This window comes from Brevibacillus sp. FIR094 (assembly GCF_050477165.1).
In the GTDB taxonomy this organism is placed as follows: domain Bacteria; phylum Bacillota; class Bacilli; order Brevibacillales; family Brevibacillaceae; genus Brevibacillus.
In genome coordinates this window covers 69,293-81,625 of record NZ_JBEAES010000013.1, presented here as the reverse complement: position 1 = coordinate 81,625, position 12,333 = coordinate 69,293, and the positions used below count along the sequence as shown (strand labels likewise).

The 12,333-nt window shown below is 46.5% G+C and carries 11 protein-coding genes; 6 read left to right on the top strand and 5 right to left on the bottom strand.

The genetic code is table 11. The features are described 5' to 3' along the window. Window positions 1–144: 144 nt before the first annotated feature. From ACQ5DJ_RS13730 to ACQ5DJ_RS13720, 3 genes are read left to right on the top strand one after another with little or no spacing between them, the layout of a single operon-like run. The gene (locus ACQ5DJ_RS13730; protein ID WP_429842959.1) at window positions 145–720 is read left to right on the top strand and encodes an FMN-binding negative transcriptional regulator; all 576 of its coding nucleotides are present in this window, start codon (window positions 145–147) and stop codon (window positions 718–720) included. A 33-nt stretch (window positions 721–753) separates the two neighbouring features. Further along, window positions 754–1,392, top strand: coding sequence for a LysE family translocator (locus ACQ5DJ_RS13725; RefSeq protein ID WP_429842958.1), 639 nt, complete (start codon window positions 754–756; stop codon window positions 1,390–1,392). A gap of 29 nt (window positions 1,393–1,421) precedes the next feature. Continuing rightward, complete coding sequence (locus ACQ5DJ_RS13720; RefSeq protein ID WP_429842957.1) at window positions 1,422–2,132, top strand: B3/B4 domain-containing protein; 711 nt, start codon at window positions 1,422–1,424, stop codon at window positions 2,130–2,132. A 35-nt stretch (window positions 2,133–2,167) separates the two neighbouring features. On the opposite strand, the gene ACQ5DJ_RS13715 is transcribed toward ACQ5DJ_RS13720, so the two are convergent. Beyond that, window positions 2,168–2,542 carry a nuclear transport factor 2 family protein gene (locus tag ACQ5DJ_RS13715; RefSeq protein WP_429842956.1) on the bottom strand — a complete coding sequence of 125 codons (375 nt, stop codon included), beginning with the start codon at window positions 2,540–2,542 and terminating at the stop codon, window positions 2,168–2,170. A 131-nt stretch (window positions 2,543–2,673) separates the two neighbouring features. Between ACQ5DJ_RS13715 and ACQ5DJ_RS13710 the strand changes: the two genes are divergently transcribed. Then, window positions 2,674–3,516 (top strand): DUF92 domain-containing protein, encoded by an 843-nt coding sequence (locus tag ACQ5DJ_RS13710; protein ID WP_429842955.1) that lies wholly within the window; start codon window positions 2,674–2,676, stop codon window positions 3,514–3,516. A gap of 70 nt (window positions 3,517–3,586) precedes the next feature. Here ACQ5DJ_RS13710 and ACQ5DJ_RS13705 read toward each other — a convergent pair whose 3' ends face one another. Beyond that, the gene (locus tag ACQ5DJ_RS13705) at window positions 3,587–4,789 is read right to left on the bottom strand and encodes an MFS transporter (RefSeq protein ID WP_429842954.1); all 1,203 of its coding nucleotides are present in this window, start codon (window positions 4,787–4,789) and stop codon (window positions 3,587–3,589) included. Between the two features lie 133 nt (window positions 4,790–4,922). Here ACQ5DJ_RS13705 and ACQ5DJ_RS13700 point away from each other — a divergent pair, with 133 nt between their 5' ends. Continuing rightward, on the top strand, window positions 4,923–5,807 hold the full coding sequence (locus ACQ5DJ_RS13700; protein ID WP_429842953.1) for a LysR family transcriptional regulator: 885 nt from the start codon (window positions 4,923–4,925) through the stop codon (window positions 5,805–5,807). 12 nt (window positions 5,808–5,819) lie between these two features. On the opposite strand, the gene ACQ5DJ_RS13695 is transcribed toward ACQ5DJ_RS13700, so the two are convergent. Continuing rightward, window positions 5,820–7,178, bottom strand: coding sequence for an MFS transporter (locus ACQ5DJ_RS13695; protein ID WP_429843029.1), 1,359 nt, complete (start codon window positions 7,176–7,178; stop codon window positions 5,820–5,822). A gap of 137 nt (window positions 7,179–7,315) precedes the next feature. Between ACQ5DJ_RS13695 and ACQ5DJ_RS13690 the strand changes: the two genes are divergently transcribed. Next, on the top strand, window positions 7,316–8,203 hold the full coding sequence (locus ACQ5DJ_RS13690; protein WP_429842952.1) for a LysR family transcriptional regulator: 888 nt from the start codon (window positions 7,316–7,318) through the stop codon (window positions 8,201–8,203). Between the two features lie 335 nt (window positions 8,204–8,538). Here ACQ5DJ_RS13690 and ACQ5DJ_RS13685 read toward each other — a convergent pair whose 3' ends face one another. After that, window positions 8,539–9,432: an ABC transporter ATP-binding protein gene (locus ACQ5DJ_RS13685; protein ID WP_429842951.1), complete on the bottom strand. Its 894-nt coding sequence runs from the start codon at window positions 9,430–9,432 to the stop codon at window positions 8,539–8,541. 4 nt (window positions 9,433–9,436) lie between these two features. Continuing rightward, window positions 9,437–12,319: an FtsX-like permease family protein gene (locus ACQ5DJ_RS13680; protein ID WP_429843028.1), complete on the bottom strand. Its 2,883-nt coding sequence runs from the start codon at window positions 12,317–12,319 to the stop codon at window positions 9,437–9,439. Window positions 12,320–12,333: the final 14 nt, after the last annotated feature.

Sequence of the window (12,333 nt, the reverse complement as noted above, 5' to 3'; positions counted from 1 at the left end):
CCCCTCCTGACATGTATATTTGTTTGTTATTGTATCTTTTTTTATGTCAGTTTGTATCTTACGCTTGGTTCAAATACACGTTGAAAGGGTGGGTACTGTGTACATTCCTAAGCAATATCAGATGGAACATGATGAGGCAGTTCAATGATGAAGTCTAACCCGTTTGCTTTATTGATTACGGTTGATCAACACCGCCCGTTGGCTACGCACATTCCGTTAGAAATTCGTGAAGAGAAAGGGAAAATCTATGCGTCTGGGCACATCGCTTACGGAAACATGCAGAAGAAAACGTTGGATAACCATAGAGATGTTTTGCTGATTTTTCAAGGACCGCACGCTTACATTTCGTCAAGCTGGTATGAGAGTGAACAGGTTCCCACATGGGACTATCTCGCTGTACATGCGTATGGGACAGCGCGTATCCTCACGAAGGATGAACTGAAATCGGCTTTGGATTCGATGCTTACCCACTATGAATCTCAACGGGAAAATGGTCGGCTCTGGGAGACCTTCCATCCTGAATTGCTTGAGCGAGAAATGAAAGGAATCGTTGGTTTTGAAATTGAAATCACCTCTATTCAAGGGGCAGCCAAAATGAGCCAAAATCGCAACAACACCGATTATCAATCGATTGTGGCAGAGTTTGAAAAATCAAATGATCAAGGGGAAAATCAGGTTGCTCAGTGGATGCGTGAGCAACGAAAAGAGTTATTTAAGTGATCAGCCTATAGATACAACAAGGAGCTGCTTCTTATGGAGTTTTCAACTATTTGGCTATTTGTAATTGCCGCTTCTACATTGTTAATCATACCTGGACCAGCCGTGTTCTATATTATGGCAAGAAGTATCGATCAGGGGAAGAAAGCGGGTCTGGTATCCGTTCTAGGAGTCTCTTTTGGTGGTTCTGTTCACGTTTTAGCTGGAGCAATTGGAGTTTCTGCGATCCTAATGACATCAGCAACAGCCTTTCATATCGTGAAATACTTGGGTGCTGCTTATCTTATCTATCTGGGGTGTAAGACTTTATTTTCAAAAGCTGATAGAACAGATTCCGAAATTCCAAAAGCCCCTCGCAAAAAATTACGAAAGATTTTTTACGAATCAGCACTTGTAGAGGTAATGAATCCTAAGACAGCCCTCTTCTTTTTAGCCTTTTTTCCGCAATTCATATCACCCACTGCTGGGTCAGTCACCGTTCAATTTTTGCTTTTAGGAACGATATTTATTATCCTAGCTTTTGTTAGCGATGGGCTGTATGCCGTTCTCGCAGCAAGTATGAGAAAGCGGATTGTAGGTAGTACGGCGAGTTCAAAGGTAGTGAATCAAATAACTGGTTATTTATATATTATACTTGGGGTTTTCTCCGCCTTTGCGAGCCCCTCCAAAACATGAGCGTGCATGATGAAACGGAGAGATAGGATATGCCTAGATTTATCATTGAAGATGATTTTTGGTCGTTATTTCCACATGCAAAAATAGGTATCGTGATTTGTCAGGGAATTAATAATGCAAGAAAGGACGTTGAAATCTACGAGAAGCTGCTGCAGGAGGCAGAAAAAGAAGCGCATAAATTTTTAAGTCTGGAGGAATTCAGCAGTAATCCAGTTATCTTTGTTTGGCGAGAGGCTTTTCAGAAATTCAAGACTAAGAAAGGGGCAAGGTGTTCCATTGAAGCTTTATTAAAAAGAGTCAAAAATGGCAACCCCATCGGAACAATAAACCCGCTTGTTGACATCTATAATTCCATTTCATTGCGCTATGGACTTCCGTGTGGTGGAGAAGATATCGACACTTTTGTAGGCGATATTCGCCTGACGCAGGCAAATGGCAACGAACCGTTTCTCCCATTGGGACAGGATGAAAATGCTTCGCCATATGAAGGGGAAATTGTTTATAAAGATGATGAAGGTGCCATATGCAGGTGCTGGAATTGGCGTGAAGCTCAGAGGACAATGCTAACAGAACATACGAAAAACGCATTCCTCTGCATTGAATTAGTAGATGAAACAAGAAGCGATGAATTCCATATGGCGTTAAAAGAATTGTCTGATTTAGTGCCACATCATCTTGGTGGTATGGTGAAGATGGAAGTGTTAGATATCAATCAGAGGGAAATGAAAATCTTCGAGTAAGGTCAAACGGCAGCAAAATGCACTGGCTGCCGTTCTTAAAACATTCCATTCTCATTGGGGGAATCATCCGGTATGGCCTGGCCTACATCCCAGAATTCGACGATTTGGTCGTGATGAAAACGGAAGATATGGACCACAGCTCCCCCAAGATCCGCTTGGTTTTGCTTCACATGGGAATGGACCGCAACGATATCCCCCTCTTCGATGGCACGTTTCACTTCGAGAATCTTATGAGGATTCTTTGCGGCGTTCTCTTCCATTGCAAGCATGAGAGAATGAGCATCGCCACGGAAAAAGGGATTATGGTGGCGGAAATTCGGATCTGTGTATCTTTGGTATGCTTCTCGCACATTCCCCGACGCTACCAGTTGCAAAAACGACACCGCATTCTCTTTGAGAGAAGTCTTCATAACCAATCATCCTTTCATTCATAAAGGTTCCTCAGAATTGGTATTTTAAACTTACCATTTTCTAGAGGAAACCGCTCATCTTGCCTACTGCGTTGAGGTATAATAGTTCAAAGCAAAGGGGGCGGGAAACTGTGGAGTGGTTAATCGGTCTGGCCTGCAGCGCTGGGATTGCGGGGGCAGCTTATGTAAAACGGTCGCTGTCTGGTTCCGGCTTATTGGCGGCAGTGATACTGGGCACTGTGATGTACGCACTCGGAAGCCCTATCTGGTTCGGAACCCTCATCGCTTTTTTTGTCTCGTCCACCTTATTGTCCAAGTGGAAAAAGCATAAAAAACAAGAGGCCGAGAGCGGTTATGAGAAAACAGGGAGACGCGATGCCGGCCAGGTGCTCGCAAACGGCGGGCTCGGGCTCCTGTTATGTGTAGCAAATTGGGCGTGGCCGCATCCGCTTTGGTGGTACGCGTTCCTCGGCGTGATGGCGGCGGTCACAGCTGATACATGGGCGACAGAAATCGGCGGTTTAAGCCGCAAGCCTCCGCGATCGATCAAGACGGGACAGCGTGTTCCGCCCGGCACTTCTGGCGGTGTTTCTGGCCTGGGTATGGGTGCTTCGCTGGCTGGTGGACTATTTATCGGCGGTGCAGCATCGTTGCTACTTGCGCTACCCGGCCAAACTGCGCCGGATGTGATCACCCCTGCCCTTAGACTGGCAGCTTGGATCGGCATAGCAGGACTGGCGGGCATGATAGGGTCACTGGTTGATTCATGGATCGGTGCGACTTGGCAACAAATGTACCGTTGCGGCGCTTGCGGTCGTGAAATCGAGCAGGCTCGTCATTGCGGCAAGCCAGCCGTGCGAATCCGCGGTCGCGCTGGTTGGAACAACGATGCCGTCAATGTCGCTGGCTCACTTGCAGGTGGTGCTTTCGCCGTCTTATTGGCGCTGGCAATCGGCTTATCGTTTGACCTATAAAGAAACGGAAAGACTTCGTATCACAAAAACGATACTGAGTCTTTCCGTTTCTTTATTTTGGGGCACAAGTTTAGGCTATTTTCGTCACTTCCTTCGCGTTCTGTACCATTTTTGAGACGCACGCCCAAAGTATGAAGCCAACTAGGAGAAAGCCGACATTCATGCTGATGACGCCTCCCCATCCGTATGCGGACCAAAACAATCCTCCGAGTGTTCCTCCTACACTTGAACCCGTATAGTAGAAAAACAAGTACAAGGATGAGGCCTGTGCTTTATTCTGCAAAGCAAGCTGTCCCACCCAGCTACTTGCAACGGCATGAGCTCCAAAAAATCCAAAAGTAAAAAATCCAAGCCCTACTATCTTCATAAGGAGATTTGCTTCCCATGTCAAACAGACGCCGATTAATGCAAGAAATAAGCTAATGAATAACAGCCTTTGCTTACCGTGACGATCGATTAATTTTCCTATCCAGACAGAGCTGAACATTCCGATGATCATAATTAAAAATGTCCAACTTATAACGGTTTGGCTGAGTGAATAGGGCTTTTCGAGCAATACATAAGCGATGTAATTGAACAACGCTACATTACTTCCTAAAAGTAAAAAGCCGATGACAAATAAACAAATGAGACTTGGAGCCTTTAGATGGTCCATTAAAGATAAACTTAACTTTCTGATAACGAATGGGCGGGCTTTGAAATGTTGGGAAGGTGGTAAGGTGTTCCAAAAAATTAGTGTGGCAGCTAAACTGATGAGACCAACTCCCCCTATTGCGATCTGCCAGCCGAAGTAGTCACTCATCATTCCTGAGAAAACCCTGCCAAACACAGCCCCAATTGAATTGCCACATATATAGAGACCCATAGCCGCTCCCAGACTTTTGGATTCGATTTCTTCTCCAAGATAAGCCATCGCTATGGAGGGTAAACCGGCCAATGATATTCCTTCAATCGTGCGAAATACCAGGAGAACATGAAAGTTCGGACTGAATGCTGTGAGAATACAAAACACAGACGAAGCGAGCATGGAAACGATCATGATTGGCTTACGTCCCCACACTTCAGACAACGAACCAAAAATGAGCATACTGACGGCAAGAACCATTGTTGTAATGGAGAGGGAAAGGCTTGCTGTCGTTGGACTAACCGCGAATTCTTTTGAAAATTCAGGCATTAAAGGCTGTACGCAGTAAAGAATAGCAAACGTATTGAAACCAGCGGCAAAGAAAGCAAAGCTGGTTTTGCGGAAGAGTGGCGTGCCTTGTTGTATCATGTGATCACCATATCATTTCAGGATGATTATGGTTTCATGGTACCATCATTTATCTATGATGTATAATTCATTATAATCATGTTTTTTATGCATTTATGTAATGAAAAATCCGAACGGAAAGTGGTGCTTTCGAATGGAATGGCAACAGTTCGAATATTTTCAAACCCTGGCAAGAATCCAACACGTGACACATGCTGCCAAAGCTCTTTCGATTTCCCAGTCTGCCCTTAGTCGTTCGATTGCCCGATTTGAGGATGAAGTAGGCGTGCCCTTGTTTGACCGTCAGGGACGTTCGATTCGACTCAATAAATATGGTCACCTCTTTTTAAAGCGAGTCGAAAATATGATGAAGGAATTTCATGAAGGAAAACAAGAAATCATGGATTTACTTGATCCAGATAAGGGAGAAGTTTCTCTTGGGTTTCTACACACGTTAAGTACCAGTCGTATCCCTGATTTACTGGCTTCTTTTCGCTCCCACTTCCAAAACATTCATTTTCGACTCGGACAAGGTCCCTCCCATACGCTTATGAATCAGTTGCAAGGAGGAGAATTTGATCTTTGTCTACTTGCTCCTATGGATATGAAATCTCCCTTTGTATGGAAGCCGCTTTGGAATGAAGAACTTTTTGTGATTGTCCCCAAAGACCACAAATATGCAAAGCGCACCTCGATTACTTTGGAAGAGATTGCAGATGAATCATTTATTCATTTAAAAGCAGGATACTCCCTTCGTATCACCGTCGAGCAATTGTTTCAAGTAGCGGGAATTACACCTCCGATTACATTTGAAGGAGAGGAAGCAGATACCGTTGCAGGACTGGTCGCTGCTGGACTGGGAATCTCACTTTTGCCCAATTTAAAGGGAACGGATCAGAGTAAGATCACACAAATCCCTGTCAAAAGCCCGAAGTGCCAACGTACCATTGGAATTGCTTGGGTAGAAGGGAGATATTTATCACCTGCCACTGAAAAATTCAAACAATTTGTGATGAATCATGCCTGCGATTTTGAATAAGGATGGATGAATCTACGACTCTCCCCTTTGCCTTGATTCTCTTCTCCAACTCATCAGTACCAAAGACAATGCGATTGTCGTGAGGATAATGCCAAGCGCTTGCAACCCCTCGGCGCTAAACTTATCTCCCATTACAATGCCGATCAACAACGAGGAGAGAATGGTTCCCAGGTATCTGGATGTTTGAAATAATCCAGATGCTACTCCGATGATTTCTTTTGGAGAACTTTTGAACAAGGCTGCTTGCATTCCGACATTGTTTAACCCGTTGCTAATACCGAATGTTGCTAACGCCACACATACACGAATCACATGTGAATCTTGATTTAACGTCACGAGCCACAATGACCCAAATGTCATAAGCATCGCGGATGTCAACAATGCAGGTCGAGGTCCTGATTGATCAATCCATCTTCCTGCTAGTGGAGAAACAACAAGTGAGCATAAACCTAAGCTGAGCATGAGAATTCCTGTATGGAACGCACTGACGTGACGAACCATTTGCAAGTAGGACGGGAGCCCGAAAAAAAGCGAGTAAAAAAGGACGTTCACGAGCATGAATTCGACATTGACCCATGTCATCGCAGGATACTTGGCGAATGTCCGTAGAGGAATAAATGGAGAAGTCGTTTTTAACTCATGTCGTACGAAAGCCCCTAGTGTAACGAGGCCGATCCCTCCAACCATGATATGCCACCATGAGACATGCCCCGATGATTTTGCTGACAGTAATCCAACGAGCAGTGCAACCAGACCCACTGCGAAGAGCAAGATCCCTGTTGCATCAATCAAATCCAACCATTTTCGAAAGGACATGTTATGTGCAACAAGTGATGCCGATTCATCCTTTGGAATCATCCTCCAGGCTAACAGCAGGCTCGCCACCACGAACGGAATATTAATAAGAAAGATCGCAGACCAATCCCAATAGTGAATCAAGACCCCGCCAATAAAAGGTCCAATCGCTGCTGCTCCGGATAGGAATATGGACAGTATGGAAAGCGCAGTCGCTTGTTTCTCCGTTATATGAATTCGTACGATAGCCATTCCAACCGCAACCATCATGCTTGTTCCGATCGATTGCACAATTCGGAACACAATGAGCCACCCAAAGCTTGGTGATAATGGCGCCAATAATGAAGCAACAAAAGATACAACAAGCCCTGTAAGAAATATCTTCTTACGACCAAACAAATCACTTGCCTTTCCCATGACAGGTTGAGCGATAGCACTTGCAATGTAAAAAGAGAAAATAATCCACGAAACAGCCGTGAAATCAAGACGGTACACATTTTGCAGCCTTGCAATCGCAACAGAAATCATTGAAGAATTTAATGGATTCAATAATATGCCTAGTCCAACGGAAATCATCAACCACTTGTTGTGAGCCCCCACTTTCAGCCCTCCTTAAAGCGTTTTGATGATATCGTACTGGAAATCAAACATTTACTCCAACGCATTTCATGTTATGATTTCATTGATTTGAAGGAATGAATGGAGAGTGCTGAATGGAACTTCTTCAACTGCAATACTTTCTCACGGTAGCTCGAATGGAACATGTGACCGAAGCTGCTCGAAGCCTGCATGTGACCCAATCCTCCCTAAGCAAAACGATTCAACGCTTGGAGGAGGATCTGGGAGTCCCGCTATTTGATCGCAAAGGGAGAAAGCTGCGTCTGAATGAGTTCGGAAGCAAATTCCTCTGCCGGGTGGAAAGAGCTTTGTTTGAATTGGAACAGGGGAAGCTGGAGCTTAGCGATTTGTCCACCCCTGAACATGGCACGCTTGAATTGGCGGTGACTACCGCAAGCGCGTTGCCTAATATCCTTCGAGAGTTTCGGAGAAAGCGGCCGGATATCCAGTTTCATGTACAAATGCTCTCTACGCAGGAAATGGTTACGCTTCTTCATAGAGGTGAAGTTGATTTTTGCTTGTCCTCCCCTCCTGTCCAAGAGGATGGCATTGAATGTCAAATCGTGTACATTGACCCTATACTCGTAGCAGTTCCCAGAGGACATCGACTGGCAGACCGAAGTATCATATCTTTGACAGAACTGAAGGATGAATCGTTTGTCGGTGTAAAGAAAGGGTACGGTACACGGGATTTCGTAGACTCTATATGCAAATCGGTTGGGTTTGTACCTACATATGTGTATGAGGGAGATGAACCTGCAAGGCTAATCCAGCTGGTGGAAGCAGAAATTGGCATAGCCTTCATACCAAGCACAGCAAGAGATTCTCGTGAACAAATCAAATATCTCCAAGTAGAGAATCACGAATTGGTACGGGAAATCGCTTTATTATGGCACAAGAGTCGGTACATTTCGCGAGCCGCTCAGGAATTCCGTGAGGTTGTTGTCGATTATTTTGGGGATGTATGCAAACTTGAGAGGTGATGAGTCATGAAACTTCACGATTGTCCTACTTGTAATACCAACAGTCAAGAATGTATGATCGTCATCGTGAATGCGTTGCACCCTACTGCTGAGAGATTAAAGTGCCGTATATGTTCCTGGAGCGGAAAATGGTCGGACATGAAAGTGCGCGAGATCCCAGACGAACCAATCCCAGGCGTCGAACCGATTACCGACTATGGTGTGCTACATTCAGATCAAATTCGACTTCGATATACAGGAGGTTGTTGCCCTCATTGTGGGGGAGATGATCCTTTATGCTGGTGCCATGCATTTTAGGTATCTATATGCTCGAATGAAACACAAAAACAGACACGTCACATTCGCGTGTCTGTTTTTGTAGCGGCTACTGGCGCTTTTAGGATAATTCGATCTTCTTCCAGCTCAATTCGGAGCTTGCCGTCCGCCTGGATCGCCTGGAGGTACTCCATTGGGATCTGTAGCCTCCCCACCTGATCAAGCACCGCCAATTCCTCATGAGTGTCCGCGTTAGCTAACTCATCCAGAGACTCGGAAGTGTTATTTTCCGTTCCTTTTCGCCGCAACAACTCGCTGGACGTTTTCCCATCCCTAATGGCTACGACACGATCGACTTTGCGTGCCAGCTCCAAGTCATGAGTTACGATGACGACGGTTAGCCCAAACGAACGGTTCAGCTCTTGAAACAAATCGAGAATGATAGCTGCCGTTCGAGTGTCTACACTACCAGTCGGCTCATCTGCCAAAAGCAGCTTGGGCTCGTTCGCCAACGCGATCGCGATGGCTACCCGCTGTTGCTCCCCGCCGGAAAGTTCGCTCAGCTTGTTCTTTTTTCGGTGGCCCAGCCCCACCAGTTCCAACAACTCGTGGGCGCGCTCCCTTTTTCGCTTGCCCCGCAAAAGCATCGGCATCTCCACATTTTGCAGCGCGGATAGATAAGGGATCAGATTGCGGGCGTTGTTCTGCCAGACAAAACCCACGGTCTGCAAGCGATACTGAACCAGCTCGGAAGTCGTCAAACGAAATAAATCAGCTCCCGCGACGGAAAGTTTTCCTGCTGAGGGACGGTCCAGCCCTCCCAGCATGTTCAGAAGCGTTGATTTGCCGCTGCCACTATTCCCAATGATCCCCATCAGCTCTCCGGTCTCTACACGCAAATCCAACCCTTGCAGCGCGACCACTTCCAGATCATTTGCCTTGTAGATTTTCACCAAATTTTCGCATACGATCATCTGACTAGTCCTCCCCCAGCTTTACGGCTTGATGGATCTGCATCCGTGACAGCAGAATACCGACGATCCCGATTCCGATAACTAGTGTCACAGCAATGAACGTATAAATGATTTGTTCATCTTGCGGCTTCGAAATGACAGTAAAGGGAGGAACTTGCTTATCGGCATGCAAATAGAGACTGAGTGCAGGCAAAAACAGGCTATTTGCCAGCTTGCCCGCTGTCATTCCCATCGCAAAAGCGACGCCAAACGTCAAGAGTTGCTCCCACGCGAGTATGGCAAGAAGCTGTCTGAATGGCATTCCCATCGCGCGGAACACGCCGTATTGCAATTTTCTGGCTCCAAGTGTAAGCACCCAATACAACACGTAGCCGATAAAGGTGACCAGCATGGAAAGCAAGAACCCAAGCGTCAACGATCCGTTCAGCCCTAAATAAAATGCGCTGTTTTTCGTCTGGATCACTTGCTGTCTGGCATTATTCAGCATGGCGAGCTTGACTCCCTCTTGTGACAGTCCCTTGTAAAGCGACTCAGAAGACGATCCCTCTTTCATTTTGATCCAAACCTCATATGGCTCCAGACGCATCTTGTCTTGCACAAACGGGAGATTGGCGACTGCCAAATACTGTTCTTCCATTCTGCTTCCATATGTACTTTTTACAGGCGCAGGATTCCATCCCGGCCAGTAATCCACGATGGCATACACAATCATTTCAACCCTGCGAGAATCTCCCCATCCGAACAGGATGGTTTGTCCCTCCACCACTTGCAGCTTGTCAGCGAGGCTGCGAGACAGCAACAGGGCACGCGGTTCTTTTGCTATCAAATTCAAATAAGCGTGGAAGTGATGCGGCAGCAAGTCAGGCTTCATCCAAGCGGCCTTAGCAAACTCTTTGGGCTCGATCCCCATCAAGGTGATGTCCTTCACAGGATCGCCCCGGAAAGAAGCCTCCGCCAGGCCGTTCACAAAGACTTTTGTTGCATGCTCAACCTCAGGCAATCGACTGTACACTTCGAAATCCGGCTCTACATACTGAACGGGAGGAGCGGCAGGCGCTTGTTCCACTTCTGCACCCTCACCTTCTTCCGCATTCCTTCCTCCCCGATAGACCGTTACTTCCGGTTTGTCGCTCTGCCACTCTGCCTTTAAACGAATATCCGCGCCAATAAGGTACCCGATTTTCTCCTCTGCATTTTGATTGATCGTCCGTGCCATGCTTGCACTGAACATTCCTACTGCGACCGTAATCGTCACAAACAGCATGAGAAAATGATACTGACGTGGCGCTCTCCCTACCTGAACCAGCGTCGTATGCAGAGAAAGCGGGAAGAAGGAGCGTCCTGCCCAAGACATCAGACGAAGGAGCCACGGGTACAATCGGAGAAGCAGCAGACCAAAACCGAGTGAAAACAGAACGGGCACAAAAAAGAGAAGGAAGTCGATTGAGATCGCCGTAGCTCCTTCACTCGTTTTTGCTGCGGTTTCAGCGGCGTTTTGATAGGAATACCATCCATACCACGATATCGCAAGCAGCAATACGTCGAAAAACAGCCGGTGCCAAATGGCGGATCCACTCATTCTCGCCATGTTTTGCTTGTGCGTGACGATATTTTGCCTGGTTGCCAGAAACACAGAAATCAAAACAAGTGCGATACAAGCAACGACCATCCACGCAGCATACACGAATACTTCCGGACTGATCGTGACATCCAACCCTTTACGATCGACAAATTCGAGAAATCCATTCGAGACGCCAAGTATCTTACTAAGCTGAATCCCCACAAAGGGACCGATCAGAAAAGCGCATAAACCGAGAATGGCGATCTCCATGAAATAAATAGAAAAGATCTGCATTCTGCTGGCTCCCCTGCTGCCCAGTACTGCAATTTCCGTTCGTTGCCTTTCCACAATTAATCCTGAAACCATCACGAGATAGAGGCCCAGCATAATGAAAATGGGGATGTAGAGTGACCAGAGAATGGTTTTGAATTGCTTCTCTTGCTCATTGTACTTGCCCACGAGACTAGCCGCCGGAAACTGAACGTTGATCTCCGCTTTTTTCAATCCTTGCTGTTGTAGCTTCCCTTCGATTCCAGTCACCATTGAATTCAGCTTCTCTGTATCGCTGATCCGAAATGATTGGTAGTGAAGGGCCGTATACATCTGGGTTGAAATGACCAGATTTTTCTCTTCCAAAAACACACTCCGAAAAAGCTTTTCATCCAATACGAAACCACCGGAGTATTCACTGGTCGAAGCAAACCAATACGGATCGTTCCCCTCTTTTTCCTTGAAAACACCGACCGGCTTGATTCGCACCTTGAGTCCTTCTACCTGGATCGTGGTCAGCTCATACAAGCTGCCTAGCACCATCCGGCGGTCCTTTAACGCTTTTTCCGTTACCAACGCTTCGTACACGCCATCAACGGGAGTTGCAGCAGGCAGGCGACCGTCGACAAGCGTCATATGCTGCGCAAGTCCACTCAGCGAATAGATCCGTGAACTGTCGGAACTGACTGGGCTCTTCGACTGTATGTTTTCCTGTATGGCATTAAACGGAATGGTCCGCAAAACTGTCACTTCTGCATATACCGGGACATCCAGTTCAGCGATTACTTCGTTTTGCAGATGAGCGGTCATTTCGTCTACAAGAACCGCCCCATTCTTTCCTAGCTTGTTTTGATTGACCGCGATCAGCAAGCCACCGGGGAAGCGGTTCACATTCTTCTGGTATTCCTCCATATCCTTGATCAACATGCGTTGGAGTACCCCTGACGTGAATGCGGGTATACTCGATACCAATCCGACAGCGACGATCAGACCAATCAACAGACTGCCGACCAGCCAGCGGTTATTCATCATTTTCCGCAAGATCATTTGCAGCATCGCCACGACATTGT